General features: G+C 74.2%; 17 protein-coding genes. 8 read left to right on the top strand and 9 right to left on the bottom strand.

Annotated elements, in window-relative coordinates; translation table 11 throughout:
• Positions 1-12 precede the first annotated feature (12 nt).
• The 5 genes from ETU37_RS17315 to ETU37_RS17295 all read right to left on the bottom strand — a co-directional run bounded on the left by ETU37_RS17315 (position 13) and on the right by ETU37_RS17295 (position 5,325).
• Positions 13-1,365 carry an FAD-binding oxidoreductase gene (locus ETU37_RS17315; RefSeq protein WP_165372581.1) on the bottom strand — a complete coding sequence of 451 codons (1,353 nt, stop codon included), beginning with the start codon at positions 1,363-1,365 and terminating at the stop codon, positions 13-15.
• Between the two features lie 125 nt (positions 1,366-1,490).
• Complete coding sequence (locus ETU37_RS17310) at positions 1,491-2,573, bottom strand: endonuclease/exonuclease/phosphatase family protein (RefSeq protein WP_129988608.1); 1,083 nt, start codon at positions 2,571-2,573, stop codon at positions 1,491-1,493.
• A 199-nt stretch (positions 2,574-2,772) separates the two neighbouring features.
• Positions 2,773-3,627 (bottom strand): intradiol ring-cleavage dioxygenase, encoded by an 855-nt coding sequence (locus tag ETU37_RS17305; protein ID WP_129988607.1) that lies wholly within the window; start codon positions 3,625-3,627, stop codon positions 2,773-2,775.
• Between the two features lie 73 nt (positions 3,628-3,700).
• Positions 3,701-4,294 carry a TIGR03086 family metal-binding protein gene (locus tag ETU37_RS17300; RefSeq protein ID WP_129988606.1) on the bottom strand — a complete coding sequence of 198 codons (594 nt, stop codon included), beginning with the start codon at positions 4,292-4,294 and terminating at the stop codon, positions 3,701-3,703.
• A complete protein-coding gene (locus ETU37_RS17295) occupies positions 4,294-5,325 on the bottom strand; it encodes a sigma-70 family RNA polymerase sigma factor (protein ID WP_129988605.1) in 1,032 nt (343 codons plus the stop codon). The genes ETU37_RS17300 and ETU37_RS17295 overlap by 1 nt, the downstream gene beginning before the upstream one ends.
• A gap of 157 nt (positions 5,326-5,482) precedes the next feature.
• Between ETU37_RS17295 and ETU37_RS17290 the strand changes: the two genes are divergently transcribed.
• The 5 genes from ETU37_RS17290 to ETU37_RS17270 all read left to right on the top strand — a co-directional run bounded on the left by ETU37_RS17290 (position 5,483) and on the right by ETU37_RS17270 (position 11,239).
• Positions 5,483-7,390 carry a penicillin-binding transpeptidase domain-containing protein gene (locus tag ETU37_RS17290; protein ID WP_129988604.1) on the top strand — a complete coding sequence of 636 codons (1,908 nt, stop codon included), beginning with the start codon at positions 5,483-5,485 and terminating at the stop codon, positions 7,388-7,390.
• 395 nt (positions 7,391-7,785) lie between these two features.
• Complete coding sequence (locus tag ETU37_RS17285) at positions 7,786-8,193, top strand: hypothetical protein (RefSeq protein ID WP_129988603.1); 408 nt, start codon at positions 7,786-7,788, stop codon at positions 8,191-8,193.
• A 29-nt stretch (positions 8,194-8,222) separates the two neighbouring features.
• Positions 8,223-8,930, top strand: a complete 708-nt coding sequence (locus tag ETU37_RS17280; RefSeq protein WP_129988602.1) for a response regulator transcription factor — start codon at positions 8,223-8,225, stop codon at positions 8,928-8,930.
• A complete protein-coding gene (locus tag ETU37_RS17275; protein WP_129988601.1) occupies positions 8,923-10,158 on the top strand; it encodes a sensor histidine kinase in 1,236 nt (411 codons plus the stop codon). The genes ETU37_RS17280 and ETU37_RS17275 overlap by 8 nt, the downstream gene beginning before the upstream one ends.
• A 76-nt stretch (positions 10,159-10,234) precedes the next feature.
• Complete coding sequence (locus ETU37_RS17270) at positions 10,235-11,239, top strand: hypothetical protein (RefSeq protein WP_129988600.1); 1,005 nt, start codon at positions 10,235-10,237, stop codon at positions 11,237-11,239.
• Between the two features lie 80 nt (positions 11,240-11,319).
• Here the strand turns inward: ETU37_RS17270 and ETU37_RS17265 are convergent, their stop codons facing one another.
• The gene (locus ETU37_RS17265; protein WP_165372580.1) at positions 11,320-13,158 is read right to left on the bottom strand and encodes a bifunctional metallophosphatase/5'-nucleotidase; all 1,839 of its coding nucleotides are present in this window, start codon (positions 13,156-13,158) and stop codon (positions 11,320-11,322) included.
• A gap of 242 nt (positions 13,159-13,400) precedes the next feature.
• Here ETU37_RS17265 and ETU37_RS17260 point away from each other — a divergent pair, with 242 nt between their 5' ends.
• Positions 13,401-13,943 carry a YbaK/EbsC family protein gene (locus tag ETU37_RS17260; protein ID WP_129988598.1) on the top strand — a complete coding sequence of 181 codons (543 nt, stop codon included), beginning with the start codon at positions 13,401-13,403 and terminating at the stop codon, positions 13,941-13,943.
• Here the strand turns inward: ETU37_RS17260 and ETU37_RS17255 are convergent.
• Together ETU37_RS17255 and ETU37_RS17250 are read right to left on the bottom strand one after the other, a co-directional pair.
• Positions 13,934-15,472, bottom strand: coding sequence for a glycerol-3-phosphate dehydrogenase/oxidase (locus ETU37_RS17255; RefSeq protein WP_129988597.1), 1,539 nt, complete (start codon positions 15,470-15,472; stop codon positions 13,934-13,936). The genes ETU37_RS17260 and ETU37_RS17255 overlap by 10 nt on opposite strands.
• Positions 15,469-16,047: a TetR/AcrR family transcriptional regulator gene (locus tag ETU37_RS17250; RefSeq protein WP_129988596.1), complete on the bottom strand. Its 579-nt coding sequence runs from the start codon at positions 16,045-16,047 to the stop codon at positions 15,469-15,471. The genes ETU37_RS17255 and ETU37_RS17250 overlap by 4 nt, the downstream gene beginning before the upstream one ends.
• 17 nt (positions 16,048-16,064) lie before the next feature.
• On the opposite strand from ETU37_RS17250, the gene ETU37_RS17245 reads away from it, so the two are divergent.
• On the top strand, positions 16,065-17,675 hold the full coding sequence (locus ETU37_RS17245; protein ID WP_240755800.1) for an FAD-binding oxidoreductase: 1,611 nt from the start codon (positions 16,065-16,067) through the stop codon (positions 17,673-17,675).
• A complete protein-coding gene (locus tag ETU37_RS17240) occupies positions 17,672-18,568 on the top strand; it encodes a diacylglycerol/lipid kinase family protein (protein WP_129988595.1) in 897 nt (298 codons plus the stop codon). The genes ETU37_RS17245 and ETU37_RS17240 overlap by 4 nt, the downstream gene beginning before the upstream one ends.
• Here ETU37_RS17240 and ETU37_RS17235 read toward each other — a convergent pair.
• Entirely contained in the window at positions 18,552-19,085 is a 534-nt protein-coding gene (locus ETU37_RS17235) for a hypothetical protein (protein ID WP_129988594.1), read from the bottom strand. The two genes, ETU37_RS17240 and ETU37_RS17235, sit on opposite strands and share 17 nt — an antisense overlap.
• Positions 19,086-19,097: the final 12 nt, after the last annotated feature.

Raw genomic sequence — 19,097 nt, 5'->3', positions numbered from 1 at the left:
GACGCGACGCACTCAGGCGGGCTCGACGTTGAAGTTGAGCCGCAGCACGTTGTCGGGGTCGTAGTCGCGCTTGACTCGGCGGAGCCGGTCCAGGGTCTCTGGCGGGTAGATCCGGGTGACCGCCTCGTCGCCGGGGATGCCGAGGAACCCCGCGTAGGCGCCGACCCCGAGGGCGTCGATCGCCCGCCCCGGGGCGACCACGGCCTCGACGGTGGCGTCGTCGGCGTCGACCGGGACGAAGCCGGCGTGCGCGACGAGGGCCTCGATCCCGCGGTGCCCCCACGCGGTCGCGTCGGCCGGGACCCGGTTGAGGGCGCCGCTGAGCCAGCGCACGAAGACCACGGCGCCGCCGGAGCCCGCGGCGTAGCGCTCGGCGATCGCGTCGAGCACCCGGTCGTCGAGGTCGTCGAACAGCGCGTTGGAGACCAGGCCCCTGACGCCCGGCGGCGGGTGCGCCTCCTCGAGGATGTCGGCGTAGGGCTGCAGCGCGACGGTGTCGGCGGTCGGTTCGGCCAGCGCGCGGATCGGCGCGATCGCGGCCGCCGCGGCCTCCTCGTCGTCGCCGGCCCAGCAGCAGAACACGCTGACGGCCGCGGGCCACTCGGCGAAGCCGGGCATCAGCAGCATCGCGGTGGTGAGCTCCTCCGGCGCCGCCCGCATCGCCTCGCGGTAGCCCCGGAGCAGGCCGGGCACGTCGTCGGGCGCGAAGGTGACCATGCCCGCGACGACCTGGCTGACCGGCGCGGCCTCCAGCTCGAGGTGGGTCACGACGCCGACGTTGCCGCCGCCTCCCCGGACGGCCCAGAACAGGTCGGGGTGCTCGTCGGCGCTGGCGCGCAGCACCCGGCCGTCGACGGTGACGACGTCGGCGGCGCGGACGAGGTCGAGGGTGAGGCCGTGCTTGCGGACCATCCAGCCCATGCCGCCGGACAGCGCGAGCCCGCCGACGCCGACGGAGGTGGTGTCGCCCGAGGTCAGGGCGAGGCCGTGGGGTGCCAGGGCGGCCGCGACAGCGCCCCAGGTCGCGCCGGCGCCGACCCGGACCAGCCGCGCCTCGGCGTCGATCACCTCGACGTCGGCGATGCCGCTCAGGTCGACGACGACACCGCCGTCGTTGGTGCCGTAGCCGAAGGCGTTGTGGCCGCCGCTGCGGATCGACAGCGGCCGGCCCGTGTCGACGGCGAGACGGATGCCGGCGGCGACGTGCTGGGGCGTCGTCGCGCGCAGCACGACGTCGGGGGAGCCGGACCCGGCGTAGGTCGCCCGCGCGGTGGGGTAGTCGGCGTGCCCGTCGCGCACGGCGATCGGGGCGAGGTCCTCGCCGAGGGCGAGCGGTGCGCGGGTGGCTGCCGGGGTGACGGTCATGGATCCTCCTGGGGTCAGGTCGACATCAGATCGACCTGGACCGACAGGAAATCTCATCGGCGGGGACGCTGTCCCCAGGTTTTCCGGCAGGCACGGGCCGCGAGGAGCGAGCCCGGACGGGCGGCTCAGCCGGCCGGGACACCGTCCTGCTCGTCGAGCGTGGCGGTGGCGACGATCATCGGGTGGTCGGTGGTACGGCGTACCAGCGGGCCCTCGTCGCGGATGTAGTTGCTGAAGGTCACCATCTCGTGGCCGAAGATCCAGTCGACCGGCATCCGTGACGGTGGCACGCAGCCGCCGCTGCTGGAGCCGCCGTTGGCCGCGACCATCGGGGCGCCGGCGGTCATCCGGCAGAAGTAGACGGCGCGGTCGTTCATGTCGCCGGTGACGAAGACCGGGTAGCCGGTCGACCCGTGGAGCTCGTTGACCAGCGCGATCTCGCGGGCGGTGGCCGCGGCGCGGTGCCCGTCGTTGTTGCCGCGCTTGCTGTTGGTCGCCGGGTTGTGGAAGTTGGCGAACCACGCCATCCGGCCCGTCGCGTTGTGCTCGAGCAGGACGTACGGCATCGGGCGGAGCCGGCCGTCGAAGTAGGGGATCTGCACGGTCCCCGCCTGCTTCAGCGTCCACTCCGACGTGCGCCAGGCGATGGAGTTCTCCACGCCGAGCGGGCCGGCTGCGAGGCCGGGGTAGATGTCGAACGCGCCGCCGGCCGCGCCGAGGAAGGAGCGGTACTGGTCGCCCTGCAGCTCCTGGAAGCCGACGACGTCGACGCCGTGGATGTTGAGCAGGGTGGCGGCGTTGCGGATCCGGGCGGCGCCGGAGGCCATGCGGGCGTTCTTGCCGCCGCCGGAGGTGTGGCTGGAGCCGAGCACGTTGAACGAGCTGATCGTGAGCTCCGCCGACGTGGCGACCATCTCGGCGCGGGCCGCGACCTCGGCCTTCTTGCGGGCGATCCGCAGGATCTGCTGCTTCGACATCCGCTCGATCGTGACCTGGCGGGCGACGTGCTGGCGGGGCTCGGCCGGGCCGGAGTCCTCCGCGGCGCCGTCGCCGTCGTCGATGCCCACCGGGGGACGGTCCACGCCGCGTGGCTCGGCCTGGTAGGCGCCCGCGAGCTGCGCGTCGGCGCCCTGGTCGACCGGGTGGAAGAGGATGCCAAGAGCGACCACCACGAGGGTGGTCGCTGCTGCGTGAGCGAGCAGGCTCACGCGACTGGGCATCCGGGGCACCAGGGAAAGGTACCCAACCGTCGACGGGCTCACCCAATTCTGTTCGGCAGCCCCCCGGGCCTCCTGAGGAACCTGAGGTCGCTGTGCAGAACCGTGGCGACGCCGACCTCGGGGCAGCCGGGCGGACACCGCTCCAGGGTGACCGAACTCACGGCCCGTCGTCCGGGAAACGGGAGTTTCAGACGCCGATGGTCAGCGCCGCCACGTACCCGTCGTCGGCGTCGCCCGACATCGAGGCGAGCTGGTGGATGCCGCCGTCGTCGCCGAAGACCATGTCCTGGGTCAGGCTGGTACCGGCGAGGTTCGGCACGCTCGCCTCGTAGCCGCCCGTCGCGTAGACCGCCTCGCACGCCTCCTGCGGCAGCGCGATCTGCGACGTCTTCACGATCGGACCCGACGAGACGGCGTCGTCCACCCCGCCGTACACCTCGAAGTGGATGTGCGGCCAGCGGCCGGAGTAGCAGCCGGGGAAGACCGACGTGAACTGCACCGTGCCGGAGGAGTCGGTCTCCTGGACGCCGCGGAGGAAGTTCTCGTTCTCCACCCCGGGGCTGTACAGGGAGTAGCTGCCGTCGGCGGTGCAGTGCCAGAGGTAGACGGCCGCGCCGGACAACGCGCGGCCGGTGGCGGCGTCGCGCACGGTGAGCCGGATCGTCAGCGGCACGCCCTCGGCGGTGGTGGTCGAGGAGCCGAACGACGAGCGGATGTCGGAGCGGACGATGCCCGAGTCGTCGAGGACGTCGACGCCGTTCGACCCGTCGCCGGGGTAGGGGCCGCCGGTCTCGTCGGGTACCTCGGTGAGGTCGCCGCCGCTCGCGCCGCTGTCGGTGGTCGCGGTCGGGGTGCTCGAGGAGGAGGGGGTCGCGCTGCTGTCGTCGCTGCCGCAGGCGGCGAGCAGGGCGGCGGCGCCCACGCCGCCGAAGAGGCCGAGGACGCGGCGGCGCGCGACCAGGGTGCGTACGTCGTAGACGAGGCCGCGGTCCTCCTCGTCGAGGGGGCGGCCGTCGGCGTCGAGCCAGCGAGGATCTGTCATGCGTCCATGGTGTGCGGCGACCCTGGTCGGGACCCGGCCGCTCGCTGTGCGCCCGCTGTGAGGGGACGCCGGTTCAGCGCCTGCCCAGGAACGCCAGGAGCCGCTCGGACGCGGTCGCTGTCGGAGGTACGGCGTACGGCGGTGCGAACCGGCGCGGCCGGTCGGCCGGGTCGACGACCAGCGGCGCGATGGCGAGCAGCGTCGCGGCGAGCTCCTCGGGCAGGGGCCGGTCCACGCCGCAGGCGCGGGCGACGTCCCAGCCGTGCACGGCGATCTCCAGGGCGCCGGTGGCGGCCACCAGCGAGCCGGAGACGTCGTGGCCGAAGACCGACACGCGGGCGCGGCCGGACTGGTGCGCCCAGGCGCCGAGCAGCCGGCACGCGCGGTCGCGGAGCGAGGCGGCGAGCAGCGCGGGCTCGGGCTCGGGCGGTCCTGCGGGCGCGACGTACCCGGTCTCGGCGGCCTCGGTGAACGCCGCGAGCGAGTCGTCCATGTGGCGCAGCAGCCGGGTGAGGTCCCAGTCGCTGCAAGGCGTGGGTGCGTTCGGTGCGGCGCCGGGGAGCAGCCCGAGGCTGATCCGCGTGTAGCCGACGGCGCGCTCCAGCAGCGCCGGTCCCTCCAGCAGCACCGCCCCCAGCGCACCGCCGGCGGCGAAGTCCGTGGACATCAGACCGGGATGGGCAGGGCGCCGCGGGGCTCGTAGTCCGCGGGCAGGGAGTCGGGGAGCCCGAAGGTGCGGAACACGTCGTCGCCGAAGAACGCGCCGACGTGCGTGACGCGGTCGCCGTCGAGGGTGAGCACCTGCAGGTGGAACGGCAGGTACCCGCCGTCCTCGTGGCGCATGTAGAGGCCGTAGGCGACCTGGCCGTTGGCCAGCGTCGGCACCATCCGCATGTCGTGCACGCCGCCCGGGCACTGGGTGTCGATGAGGCGGCCGATGTTGGCGGCGCCCTGGTACCAGCCGGCGAACGGCGGCATCTCCCAGATCGCGTCCTGCGTGAGCATCGAGACGATCGCGTCGATGTCCTTGTCCCAGAACGCCTGGACGTAGCGCTCGAGCATCGCCTTCTGCTCCGCGGTCGGCTCGGCGACGGTGTCCCTGTCGACACCGCTGGCCTGCACCTTCTCCATCTGCGCGTGCGCGCGCTGGAGGGCGCTGTTGACCGCGGCGGTGCTGGTCTCGAGGGCCTCGGCCACCTCGGCGGCCTTCCACCGCAGCACGTCACGCAGGATCAGCACGGCACGCTGCCGGGCGGGCAGGTGCTGCAGCGCCGCGATGAACGCGAGGCGGATGCTCTCCCGCGCCTCGGCGGCCGCCTCGGGGCCGGCCGCCTGGGTCGCGCCCACCATCGCGTCGGGCACCGGCTCCAGCCAGGGCACCTCCTCGCGGCGGTCGAGCGGGTCGCCCGCGGTGCTGCCGGGCTGGCCGAGGCCGGTCGGCAGCGGGCGGCGGTCCTTGCCCTCGAGCGCGGTCAGGCAGACGTTGGTGGCGATCCGGTAGAGCCAGGTGCGGACCGACGAACGGCCCTCGAACGAGTGGTACGCGCGCCACGCGCGCAGGTAGGTCTCCTGGACGAGGTCCTCGGCGTCGTGCACCGACCCGGTCATCCGGTAGCAGTGCGCGAGCAGCTCGCGGCGGTACTGGTCGGCGTCCTGCGGGAACTCCGCCGCCTCCGGGGCCGTCTCCGTCGCCGTCATCGCCTCTCCCCTCGTCGGGCTCCACCCTAGGTCGGCGGAGGGTCGAGCGGAACGCCCTCGTCCCGCCTCGACAGGTACGACCGTCGCCGCGCCCGAAACTCATCGGCGCGCGGCACAGAACTTTGTCCGGGCCGGTGCGGCGTGGTCGGATCGACCCGTGCGCACCTCTCGGGCCGGCCTCGCCGCCGCCGCGATCCTGCTCTCCTCCGGCACCCTCGCCGCCTGTACGTCGGACGACGGGCCACCGCCCGAGGACACCGCCGGCGCGCTCGCCGAGCAGCTGACCCGCGGCAGGCTCGACGCCGCGCTGTTCGAGGGGCAGACCGGCACGAAGCCGCAGCGCGCCTGGGACCGGACCACCGACGGCCTGCGCGGAGCGACCGCCGAGGTCACGGCCGGCGAGGTGGAGGAGGCCGAGGACGGCGGGTCGGCAACGGTGCCGCTCACGTACGCCTGGGACCTGCCGCTGACCGACGAGACCTGGACGCAGGAGGCGACGGCGCGGCTGGTGCGGGTGGTGCCGGACGGCGACGGAGCGGAGCCGAGCTGGAAGGTGCGGCTGGAGCCCGGGCTGTTCGGGGTGAAGCCGCGCGAGCGGCTCGACCTCACCGTGGACCTGCCCGAGCGCGCCCCGATCCTCGCCGCCGGGGGCGAGGAGATCGTCAAGGACCGGCCGGTGGTCCGCTTCGGGGTCGACAAGGCCCAGGTGGACGAGGCCGGCTGGGCCGACGCCGCGCGCACCCTGGCCGGCATCGTCGACGTCGACGCCGCGTCCCTGGTGAAGCGCGTGCAGGAGGCCGGCGACCAGGCGTTCGTCGAGGCGATCGTGCTGCGCAAGGAGGAGGCCGGCCGGGCCCTGGCCCAGGTCGCCGGGGTCGACGGGATCGGCGCGGTGCAGGACGCGCTCCCGCTCGCGCCGACCCGCGAGTTCGCCCGGCCGATCCTCGGCTCGGTCGGCCCGGTCTCCGCCGAGATCGTGAAGGAGTCCGGCGGCGCATACCGGGCCGGCGACGAGGCCGGTCTCTCCGGCCTCCAGGCGCGGTACGACGAGCAGCTCCGCGGCACGCCGGGCCTCTCCGTCGCCGCCGTGAAGGGCGAGGACCGGCGCACCCTGTTCAGCACCGAGGCCGCCCCCGGCGACCCGCTCGCGACCACGCTCGTGCCTCGACTCCAGCAGGCCGCCGAGGAGATCCTCGCCCCGGTCGGTCCGCCCTCCGCGCTCGTCGCGGTCCGGCCGTCGACCGGCGAGATCCTCGCCGCGGCGAGCGGACCGGGCTCGGCCGGCTACTCGACCGCGACGATCGGTCAGTACGCCCCCGGGTCCACCTTCAAGGCCGTCAGCAGCCTGGCGCTGCTGCGCGCGTCGCTCACCCCGGACAGCGCCGTCGACTGCCCACGCAGCACCGTCGTGGACGGCAAGACCTTCGAGAACTACGACGACTACCCGGCCGGGGCCAACGGCCGGGTCACGTTCGCGGAGGCCGTCGCCAACTCCTGCAACACCGCCTTCGTCGACCTGCGCGACCGGGCCGACGACGTCGCCGGCGCCGCGGCGTCGCTCGGGCTGGGCGTCGACCACGACCTCGGGTTCCCGGCGTACTTCGGCCAGGTCCCCGAGCCCGAGTCGGAGACGTCCAAGGCCGCCGCGATGATCGGCCAGGGCCAGGTGCTCGCCTCGCCGCTGGTGATGGCCGCGGTCGCCGCGTCCGTCGAGGAGGGCCGGACCGTCGTGCCGTACCTGCTCACCGACCAGACCCCCGACGAGGCGGCCGGCCCCGGCGAGCCGCTCGACGAGGCCCAGGCCATGGCGCTGCACGGCCTGCTCCGCGGCGTGGTCAGCGGCGGCAGCGGCCGTGGCCTCGCCGACGTACCTGGTCCGCCGGTCATCGCCAAGACCGGCACCGCGGAGTACGGCGAGCCGCAGGGCGACGGCAGCCTCCGCACGCACGCCTGGATGATCGCCGCCCAGGGGGACCTGGCCGTCGCGGCCTTCGTCGAGGACGGCGACTCGGGCTCCGGCACCGCCGGCCCGCTGCTGGAACAGCTGCTCCGCGCCGCTCGCTAGGGCGCAGCTCTCAATTCAATTGGCCTGCTGCGCGCCGCCCGGACACGCACGCTGGCGGCGTTCAGTGTCACCCCACGAGAGACGCTCGCAAGCTCGCGCTCCCGCGGGGACCCCGACAAAGACATCACTCGACGGGCCGCCGGCCCCTTGCCATCGCACGCACCGGACGACGCTCGCGACGGCCAGAATTGAGAGCCACACCCTAGGCGCCGCCGGGGTGCGGCCCGTCCCTGTGGTGGAAGTGTGGAACGGGCGTTGCCCTCGCGTGGCAGGGGTGTGGCACACGGCTCCGTAGCGTTCTCGTATCGGGTCGAAGGAGTCACCACCTCACCCCGAGCCCCTGGCAGGGGCACAACCCCCGAGTCCCTGCCAGGGCCCCGTTCACCGGAGCACAGATGTCCCAGCCGACCCGCACCGCCGACTCCCCGGTCACGCACCTCTCCCGCGTGACCGCGGCGGCCTGCGTCGTCCTGGGGCTGGTGCTCCTCTGGCGACTGCCCCTGACCGTCCACGTGGCGCCGTACCTCGGCCTCGTGGTCGCGGGGGTCGCCCTCGGTGCGCTCGTCGCCGCTGCCCGCCTGCTCACCGGGCACGGCGACGGGCGCGCCCTCGCCCTCACCGTCGTCGCGCTCGCCCTCGTCGGTCAGGCGCTCAACACGTTCGCGGGGCTGCCGGCCGCCACCGACCTGCGCGGCCAGGTCGGCTGGGCGATGCTGACCGCGCTCGCCGCCGAGGTCGTCATCCTCTCCCTGCTCGCGCGCGCGGCATTCCTTCGCGCGCCACGTCCGAGAGCGCGGCGGTGACGACGCCCGACACCTCTACCCTGGCTGCCATGCCCCGCACCGTGCTGCTCGTGGAGGACGACGACGGGATCGCCGCACCGCTCCTGCGCACCCTGGAGCGCGAGGGGTACGACGCCGAGCGGGTCGCCGAGGGGCTGCCCGCCGTCGACCGGGTCCGGGAGGGCGACGTCGGCGTGATGATCCTCGACCTCGGCCTGCCCGACATCGACGGCCTCGAGGTCTGCCGACGGGTCCGCGCCTTCGACGAGCGGGTCGGCATCCTCGTCCTCACCGCCCGCGCCGGCGAGCTCGACCGGGTGGTCGGTCTCGACGTCGGCGCCGACGACTACCTCGCCAAGCCGTTCGGGCTCGCGGAGCTGCTGGCCCGGCTCCGTGCGGTGATGCGGCGCCAGGGACCCGAGAACCCCGCCCCGTCCGCCACCGCCGACGCCGGCCCGGCCACCGGGCTCCGCGTCGACCCCGGCGCCCGCCGGGTGCACGTCGCTGAGCGGGAGGTCCCGCTGACCTCCAAGGAGTTCGACGTGCTCGCCCTGCTCGACGAGTCACGCGGCGACGTGGTCACCCGCACCCGGCTGATGGACGAGGTGTGGGACGAGAACTGGTACGGCTCGACGAAGACGCTCGACGTCACCGTCGGCCGGCTCCGGCAGAAGCTCGACGACGCGGGCAGCCCCGACCGCGTCGTCACCGTCCGCGGGGTCGGCTTCCGGCTGGAGGACAGCGCACCCGATGCGTGAACGGATCGTCGGTGCCTTCGTCCTCCTCACGCTGGGGATCCTGGTCACCTTCACCCTCGTGCGCGCCTACACCGCCGACGGCGTGCTCACCCAAGCAGAGCAGCGCAAGGCCGACCGGTCGGTCGAGCTGCTCTCCGAGCTGGTCGCCTCGCGCGACGAGGCGGACCAGGAGCTCGACCGGGCCTACCTCCGCGCTCACCTCGCCCGCGGGGAGCGCGTCGACTTCGTCGCCCCCGACGGCCGCCGGCTGCGGGTCGACGGCGACGGCTACCGCCCGGCCGAGGCCTCCTCCGACGTCGTCGTGTCGCACGACGTGCCGGGTGGCGGCCGGATCACCCTGCGCAGCTCCGACTACCTCATCGACCAGCGCGTCTCCGACGTCATCACCTCGCTCGTGATCCTGGGCGCCGTGCTGGTCGGGCTCGCGGCGGCGCTCGCGTTCGTCGCCGCGCGGACCCTCTCCCGTCCGTTCATCGAGCTGCGCGACCACGCCCTCGCCCTCGGCCGCGGCCGGTTCGACCTCGGCATCCCGCGGTACGCCGTACCCGAGGCGGACACGATCGGGCAGGCCCTGGAACACAGCGCCGGGCAGCTGCACGACCTGGTCCGGCGGGAGCGCGAGTTCGCCTCCAACGTCTCCCACCAGCTGCGCACCCCGATCACCGCGCTGCGGCTGGAGCTCGAGGACGTCCGGCTGTGGCCGGACACCCCGCAGCCCGTCGCCGACGAGCTCGGACGCGCGCTCGGCCAGGTCGACCGGCTGCAGACGACCGTCAACGACCTGCTGGACCTCGCCCGCACGCGCCGGATCGGCGGGTCCACCGACCTCGACCTGAGCACGCTCGTGAAGACCTCGGTCGAGCGCTGGCGGGCCGCCGCCGGCACCCGCGACATCGCGCTGGGCGTCCCGGGCTGCGTGCAGGTGCACCTGGCGCCGGGCCCCATCGAGCAGGTCCTCGACGTGCTCATCGACAACGCGCTCGTGCACGGCTCCGGCACGGTCACCGTCGCCGTGTTCGAGGACGGCGACGCCGTCGAGGTCCGGGTCAGCGACCAGGGCCGCGGCCGCCCGGGTGACGAGGTGTTCCACCGCAACGTCGGGTCGAGCGACGACGGCCTGGGCATCGGCCTCACCGTCGCCGCCGAGATCGCCGAGGCGCTGGGTGGCCGGCTGTTCCTCGGCGACGGGCCGACCACGTCGTTCCGGCTGCAGCTGCCGCGCCGCTGAGACCCGCTCGCGACACGCCGCGATCTGAGTACATCGACTCTGTCCCGCCCGGGTCGCCGACCGCCACCCTGGTGCCATGACCAGTGACACCTCCACCCTGCGCCGGGTCGTCGACGGGCTCGTCGACGCCGGCCTCGTCGACCCCGCCCGCCGCGGCGAGGCCGACACCGTGGTCCGCGACGCCCTCGGCAGCGGCGCCCCCTCACCGATGGCCGGCTCGCTGCGCCGCCGGATGGCGGAGATCGCCGGGTACGTCGGCGGCGCGTTCGTCGTCGGCGCCGCGGTGCTCTTCTTCTCCGCGACCTGGGCCGACCTCACCCTCGGCGTCCAGGTCGGGCTCCTGCTCGGCACGGCCGCCATCCTCGTCGCGGCCGCGCTCGCGCTCGCCGCGGCCGCCCGGGGACGCGGCGGGCTCGCCGCCGGGCACGAGGCCGTCCGCCGCCGGCTCGCGTCGGTGCTGATGACCGGTGCCGCGGGCTCCGCGGCGTTCGGGGCCGGCCTGCTGCTCGCCGACCGGTTGGACGACGGCTCCCTCGCCGTCGCCCTCGCCGCCCTGGTCGGCCTCGTCGTGTCGCTGGCCGGCTACCTGGTCGCGCCGACCACGGTCGGCCAGCTCGGCATCATGGTGCCCGCCCTCGTCGCGGTCCCGACGTTCCTCGACTCGCTCGACACGGACTCGAGCAGCCCGCTGCCGCTCGCCGCCCTGTACCTGCTCCTCGGCGTGGTCTGGCTGGTCCTCGCCGAGCGCGGCGTGTGGCGCGAGGTGCTTCCCGCCCGCGTGATCGGCTGCGTGGTCGCGGTGCTCGGCGCGCAGGTGCCGGTCTTCGACACGCTCGCGTGGCCGGGGTACGTCGCCACCGCCGCCGTCGGTGTCGCGGCGTTCTGGCTGTACGTCGTCAGCCGGGCCTGGCCCTACCTCGCCACCGGCGTCGTGGCGGTCACGATCGCCGTGCCCGAGGCGCTCAGCGACTGGTTCGAGGGTGCGCTCGGCGCGGCCGGCGTGCTGCTCGCCACCGGTGTCACGCTGCTGCTCGCGGCGCTCGCCGGGCTGCGGCTGCGCCAGGAGGTCGCCGAGGGCTGACCGGACGACCGGGCCGACCGGCCCGCGAGCACGACGAAGGGGGTGGCCCGCCGGGCCACCCCCTTCTCAATGCCTGCGGATCAGGGCTGGGTCGTGATCCGGTCGGCCGGACCCGGCACGTAGGCCGGGGTCGAGCCGAGGACCCGCGCCAGCGCGTCGATGTCCAGGCCGCCGAAGTACTTGTTCGTGCCCTGGTCGAGCGTGCCGAAGCCGTCGCCGCCGTCGGACAGGAACGAGTTCACGACGACGCGGTACGTCGTGGTCGGGCTGAGGTCTGCCTCGTAGGTGCCGTTGCCGTCGAGGTCCACCTTCGGCGTACCCACGACCGCGTTGCCCGTGCCGGCGGCGTCGGACAGGTCGTAGGAGTACTGGATGCCGGAGGGCTGCAGGATCTTGCGCGCCGCCTCGTTGCGGCCGTTCCACTGCTCGTTGAGCACCGCCAGCACCTGGGCGCCGGTGAGGTCCATCGAGACGACGTAGTTGTTGAACGGCTGCACGCTGAACGCCGCACCGTAGGTGACGTTGCCGGCGGCGTCCTCACGCAGGTCGGCACGGATGCCGCCCGGGTTCATGAACGCGATGACCGGGGTCTTGCCACCCGTGACGACCGACGGGTCGGTCTTCTGGCTGTCGGCGATCAGGTTGCCCAGCTCGTAGTCCTCGGTCACCGAGGACGGACGGGCGAGCGACTCGTTGGGCACGGCCGGGTCCTTGAGCTTGCCGAGGACCTTGTCGCGGATCGGGGCGACCAGGCCGTTGTAGCGGGAGATCAGCGCCGTGATCGCGGCGTCGGGCGTGGTGCCGTCGGCGTTGGTGACGACGTGGTTGATCGCGCGGGACTTGGGCCGGATGACCTGACCGTTGCTGGCCTTGAGCTTCAGCCGGACCTCGGTGACGACGCGACCGGTCGAGAACGCGCTGGTGACCAGACGATTCTTGCCCTTCGGGTCCTTCACCACGCAGTTGTACGGCTGGTGGGTGTGGCCGGAGATGACCACGTCGATGGCCGGGTCGAGCTGCTTGGCGATCTCCAGGCCCGGGCCGGCGACGTCCTGGCACTCGTTGTAGCCGCTGGCCGGGCCGGGGGTCGCGCCCTCGTGCAGCAGCACGACCATCGCCTTGACGCCCCGCTCCTTGAGGCGCGGGACCAGCTTGTTGACGGTCTCGACCTCGTCCTTGAACACCAGGCCCTGGACGCCGGCCTTCGTGACGATGTTGGGGGTGTCCTCGAGCGTCATGCCGATGAAGGCGATCTTCTGCCCGTCGACCTTCTTGACGTTGAACGGCGCGAAGATCGGCTTGCGGGTGTTCTCGAACTTCACGTTGGCCGCGAGGTACTTGAAGTCCGCGCCCTCGAACGCGTGGGCCGCGTCGGGGCAGGAGTTCTGGTTGTTCGCGCCGGCGCCGTCGTCGAGGCAGCCGCCCTTCTGCATCCGCTTGAGCTCGCGGTAGCCCTCGTCGAACTCGTGGTTGCCCACGGAGGAGACGTCGAGACCGATCTCGTTCATCGCCTCGATGGTCGGCTCGTCGTGGAACGCGGCGGACAGCAGCGGCGTCGCGCCGATGAGGTCACCCGCGGCGACCGTGAAGGTCTTGCTGACCCCGCGGTCGGCGGAGGCGGCGCGCAGCGCCTTGAGGTGCGTGGAGAGGTACTCCGCGCCACCGGCCGCTTCGGTGCCCACGCGCCCGCCGGAGCTGGACGAGGGCACGACCTCGAGCTGGCCGTGGAAGTCGTTGAGGGCGAAGAGGTCGACCTTGATGACCTTGGACTTCTTCTTCGCCTGGGAGCTGGACGCGGCCGCGGTGCCGGACGCGTCGTCGGCGACGGCCGACGAGAGCGCCAGCGGGCTGGCGACGAGACCGAGACCGGCCGCCGCGGCGACGAGGCTCAGGGCTCGCTTCTTGGGGTTGGCTGACAAAAGGGTTCCCTCCGATTTCCAGGCCTGCCGCCCGGCAGTCGGAACGGCGCGTGGGCAGGCTCCACAAGTGGATCGGACCCGAGGGATCGACGGTGGAGACAGAGCGCGAACCGCAGACGAACTTTGTGTCCCCGGGCCCCCACGAGCCAGATGCTCCGGCACCCTAGCCCAGAACGCGGACGATGTTGAGAGGCGCGGACGTCGGGTCGGCGCACCGTTACCGGTTCCTTATCGTTGCGCCCATGAGCACCCCCGTCCTCGGCCGGCTGACCGGCGTGCCCGCCCTCGACCGGCCCGACCTGCTCGCAGACTCCGTGCACGCGTTCCTGTCCGGCTGGGCCCGAGCCGGCGAGGTCGGCGTCGCGGAGATCGACCCGGAGCTCGCGGACACCGCCGCCTGCGCCGAGGCCTACGACCTGCCGTTGGACTCCGGCGCCAACTGCGTCGTCGTGTCCGGCCGGCGTGACGGCCAGGAGCGACTGGCTGCGTGCCTGGTCCGCGCCGACACCCGCGCCGACGTCAACAACGTGGTGAAGCGGGCGCTCGACGTCCGCAAGTGCTCGTTCCACCCGATGGAGCGTGCGGTCGAGGAGACCGGCATGGAGTACGGCGGGATCACCCCGCTCGGCCTGCCCGACGGCTGGCGGCTGCTCGTCGACGACCTCGTGGTCGACATCGACGTCGCGATCATCGGCAGCGGCGTGCGCCGCTCCAAGCTGCTCGTGCCCGGCGGCCTGTTGGCCGACCTGCCCGGCGCCGAGGTGTCGGCGATCCGTCAGGCCTGAACCTGCGCGAGCGCCGCTCGTGCCGCGGGCTCGGCGGCCGCCCGGTCGGTGGGCACCAGTCCGACCCGGACGCGCCGGTCGAGCAGGTCGTCCACGCCGAGCGCGCCCTCGTGGCTGACCCCCCAGGCCAGCTCTGCGAGCGTCGTCGGCACGCCCTCGGCGACCGGCGCGAGCAGCGTCGCGTCGTCGAGACCGGTCCGCTCCCGCGCGGTGGCGAGCACCGCGCCGGCCTCGGCGCCGTACCGGCGGACCAGGCGGGCCGGCTCCTCCAGCAGCGCGAGCTCGGCCCGGGGCGCGGCGCCGACCAGCGGCAGGTCGCGGGTCCGGCAGCGGCCGGCCGTGGGGACGGCGGCGTCGACGGCGTCCTCGGCCATCCGGCGGTACGTCGTCAGCTTGCCGCCGACCACGGTGACCACGCCGCTGCGAGAGGTCAGCACGGCGTGCCGTCGGGAGAGGTCGGCGGTGCGGCCCTGGCCCGGCACGTCGAGCAGCGGTCGGAGCCCGGCGTACGCGCCCGCCACGTCCTCCCGGCCGAGCGGCCGGTCGAGCACGGCCGAGATCACGTCGAGCAGGAAGCCGATCTCCGGCTCGGTCGGCACCGGCTCGTCGGGCACCGGCCCGTCGACCGGCTCGTCGGTCAGTCCGACGTACACCTGCCCGTCGGGCTGCGGCAGCGCGAACACGAACCGGTTGCGCTCGCCCGGCACCGGCGCCATCACCGCGACCCGCAGGCCCGGCAGGCTCTCACCGCGCAGCACGAGGTGGGTGCCGCGGGACGGCCGCAGCGTCACCTCGGGGTCGAGGGTGCCGGCCCAGACGCCGCTCGCGTTGACCACGGCGCGGGCGCGGATCGTGTGCTCGGTGCCGGTGAGCTCGTCGCGGACCTGCGCGCCGGTGCCGTCGAGGGCCAGCACCCGGGTCCGGGTGAGCACCCGGGCGCCGTGCCCGGCGGCGGTGCGGGCCAGCGCGACGACCAGCCGGGCGTCGTCCTCGAGCTGCCCGTCCCACGACAGCAGGCCGCCGCGCAGGCCGGTCGGGCGCAACGACGGGGCCAGCGCGAGGGTCTCGGTGCGGCCCAGCCGGCGCGGTCGGGGGAGCACGCTGTGCGGGGTGCGGGCGCCGGCGCGGAGCGCGTCGCCGGCGACCAGCCCGGCGCGGGCGATCGCGGCCTGGCCGCCCGTCACCATCGGCACCAGCGGGATCAGCATCGGCAGCGCGCGGGTCAGGTGCGGCGCGGTCCGGGTCATCAGGACGCCGCGCTCGACGGCCGACTCGTGGGCGACGCCGACCTGGCCGTGCGCCAGGTAGCGCAGCCCGCCGTGCACGAGCTTGCTGCTCCACCGCGAGGTGCCGAACGCGAGGTCGTGCGCGTCGACCGCCACCACGTCGAGGCCGCGCGAGGCGGCGTCGAGGGCGACCCCCGCGCCGGTGACGCCGAGCCCGACGACGAGCAGGTCGACCGTGCGGCCGTCGGTCGCCTCGGGCAGCTCGCGGACCCGGCGGGCGGCGGAGAGGGCGGTGGCGTTCATGCGGCGAGGTACCTCTCGACGAGATGGGCGAGCTCGGCGTCGAGGTCGGCCTCGGACACGCCCGCGTCGGTCATCGTCTGCGCCGAGATGGCGAAGCCGTGCGCCGCGAGCAGGAGGGACCGGGCCAGCAGGCCCGGATCGCCCGCGCGCACCTCGCCGGCCTCCTGGCCCGCGGCGATGGCCGCCTCGACGAGCGAGAGCAGGACGTCCTGCGTGCGGCCGCGGCGGTCGAGGAGGTACGGGACGAGCAGCTCGGGGTCGACCTCCACGATCTTGCGGAACAGCTCGTTGGTGCGCAGCGCGGTGACGGTCGCGGTGATCCCGCCGGCCAGGTCGTCGGCCTCGCGGACCGCGCCGGAGAACTCCCGGGTCATCAGATCCGCCAGCAGCGTCTGCATGTCGGGCCAGCGGCGGTAGAGCGTCATCCGTGAGACGCCGGCGCGGCGGGCCACGTCGGTGAGGGTCGTGCGCTTCCAGCCCACGGCCAGGATCGCCGCGCGAGCGGCGTCCAGCAGGGCGTGGTCGCCGTCACTCAAGGAGGGTTCCGACGAGGTGTTGTGACGAAGTGACGTCATGTGTCACAGTGTAACGCATGACGACGTCTCCCGACATGCCCCAGGTTCCCGACATGCACTGGGCGCGCTGGGGTGACCCCGAGGCCGCCCAACCCCTGGCCGCGTCCGCCCGCGGGCTCGTCGAGCTCGCCTTCGGCCCGGCGGTCGAGCGGGCCACGACCCCCCTGCCCGACGTACGCCTGCCCGAGCCGGCGCTCGACCCCGCCCTCCTCGGCGAGCTCGTCGACCTGCTCGGCACGGACCACGTCCGCACCGACCACGAGGCCCGGGTGCGGCACACGCGCGGCAAGTCCACGCCGGACCTGCTCCGGATGCGCCAGGGCGACGGCAGCGACGCCCCCGACGCGGTCGTGCTGCCGGCCGACCACGCCGAGGTGGCGGCCGTCGTGTCGTGGTGCGGCGAGCGCCGGGTCGCCGTCGTCCCGTTCGGCGGCGGTACGTCGGTCGTCGGCGGCCTCGCGGCGCGGCGTGACGGCTATGCGGGTGTCGTCGCGCTCGACCTGCGCCGGCTCGACCGGCTGGTGTCCGTCGACCCGGTGTCGATGACCGCCGTGCTCGAGGCGGGGGTGCGCGGCCCCCGCGCCGAGGAGCTGCTCGCCGAGCACGGCCTGACGCTCGGGCACTTCCCGCAGTCGTTCGAGTACGCCTCCATCGGCGGCTTCGCCGCGACCCGCTCCAGCGGGCAGGCGTCGGCGGGCTACGGACGGTTCGACCAGCTCGTCGTCGGCCTCACCGTCGCGACGCCGATCGGCACGCTCGAGCTCGGCAGCGCGCCGGCCAACGCGGCCGGTCCCGACCTGCGCGAGCTGGTGCTGGGCTCGGAGGGCGCGTTCGGCGTGATCACGTCGGTCACCGTCCGGGTGCGCGCCGTCCCGGAGCAGAAGGTCTACGAGACCTGGCGCTTCGCGTCGTTCGGCGACGGCGCCGCCGCACTGCGCGACCTGGTCCAGCACGACTGCGCCCCGACCGTGCTGCGGCTGTCCGACGAGAACGAGACCGCCCTCAACCTGGCCAAGCCCGACGAGGTCGGCGGCGACAGCGCGGGCGGCTGCCTGGTCGTCACCGGCTTCGAGGGCACGCCCGACGACGTCGCGCGCCGGCGCGCGACCGTCTCCGCACGGCTGGAGAAGGCGGGCGGCACGTCGCTCGGCGCCGAGGACGGCGCGGCCTGGGCCGCCGGACGCTTCCACGGTCCCTACCTGCGTGACGCGATGCTCGACATCGGCGTCCTCGTCGAGACCCTCGAGACCGCGACGTTCTGGTCCAACCTCCCGCGCCTGTACGCCGCCGTGGCGGACGCGCTCACCACCGCGCTGACCGACGAGCAGGGCGGGCCGATCGTGCTCTGCCACGTCTCGCACGTCTACGAGACCGGCGCCTCGCTGTACTTCACCGTCGCCGCGAAGCAGGACGGCGACGGCCTCGCCCAGTGGGCCACGGCGAAGGGGGCGGCGAGCGACGCGATGATCGCGGCCGGCGCGACGATCACCCACCACCACGCCGTGGGTCGCGACCACAAGCCGTGGCTGGCGCGCGAGATCGGGCCGGTCGGCGTCGAGATGCTGCGCGCGGTCAAGGAACGGGTCGACCCGTTCGGCGTGCTCAACCCGGGGGCGCTGGTGCCGTGACCCGATCCTTCCACTGCCTGGTCAACCCGCTCTCGGGCGGCGGGTCGGCCCCCGGAGCGGTGGTGCCGGTCACCCGGCTGCTCCGCGACGCCGGCGCGCAGGTGCGGGTCACCTACAGCCCCGGACCGGTCGGCTGCGCGGACCTCGCCCGCCGCGCCGCCGAAGCCGGGGACGTCGTGGTGGCGGTCGGTGGCGACGGCATGCTCGCCTCGGTCGCCGCCGCGGTCAGCCAGGCCGGTGGCGTCCTGGGAATCGTGCCGTCGGGGCGCGGCAACGACTTCGCCCGGATGCTCGGCGTCCCGGCCCGGCCCGACGTCCTGGCCGACCTCCTGCTCACCGCGGCGCCCCGCCCCGTCGACGCGGTCGAGGCGGCCGGTCGGCTCGTGCTGGGCAGCGTCTACGCCGGCGTCGACTCCGACGCGTCCGCCGTCGTCGACCGGTCACACCGGCTGCCCCGGTCGCTCCAGTACCCCTATGCCGCGCTGCGCGCGGTCGCCCGCTACACCCCGACCTGCTTCACCGTGACCGTCGACGGCGAGCGTCACGACGAGCGCGCGGCGACGGTGGTGGTCGCCAACTCCGCCTACTACGGCGCCGGCATGCGCATCGCACCCGACGCCGTCGTCGACGACGGGCTGCTCGACGTGGTGGTGGTGCGCGCGGCCTCCCGGCTCCGGCTGGTCCGCGCGCTGCCACGGCTGTACGACGGCAGCCACGTCGACCTCGACGAGGTGCTCGTGCTGCGCGGCCGCGAGGTCACGCTCGCGAGCGACGAGCGGGTGACGGCGTACGGCGACGGGGAGCGGCTGGTCCCGCTGCCGCTCACCGCGACCGTGCGCCCCGCGGCCCTGACGGTGCTCGCGCCGCCGGCTCCGGTCAGAGGCGGTGCCTGATCCCGCTGCTGTCGTCGGGCACGGAGTCCAGGCAGCTCAGCTCGGTGCAGCCGGACTCGCCCTGGTTGAGGTAGGTGGAGGCCGTCCACCGGTAGGACGTGAGCCCCTTCTCCAGCAGGCGCTTCTTCAGCGTGATCCGGATCGACTTCCGGTCCGGGCGGCTCAGCCCGACGTTCTTGGAGCAGTCGCTGAAGCTGCTGTCGGCGGCCTCGGTGCAGATCTCCGCGAACAGCGCGCCGTGGCGGAAGTCGATGTTCATCGTGCGGGTCCGCTTGCCGATCCGGAAGATCATCGTCGCGGTGCCCGCCTGCAGCGCCTTGGACGCCCAGCGCTCGTGCATGGTCAGGGTGTGCGCGACCAGGTCGCCCGCATGGCCCGCGGTCGCGGTCCGCACGTCGAGCTTTCCGACGGTGTCGTCGGCGTCGTCGACGGTCCTGGTCGACGCGGTCGCGCCGCCCGTCGCGGCCAGCAGGGCGAGGGCGAGGAGGGCGGCCGGCAGCCGCGAGACGGTACGCACGTGTGGTTCCCC

This window comes from Nocardioides iriomotensis (assembly GCF_004168035.1).
In the GTDB taxonomy this organism is placed as follows: Bacteria; Actinomycetota; Actinomycetes; order Propionibacteriales; family Nocardioidaceae; genus Nocardioides_B; species Nocardioides_B iriomotensis.
The sequence above is the reverse complement of the archived record's forward strand: the minus strand, read 5'-3'. Positions and strand labels throughout refer to the sequence as shown.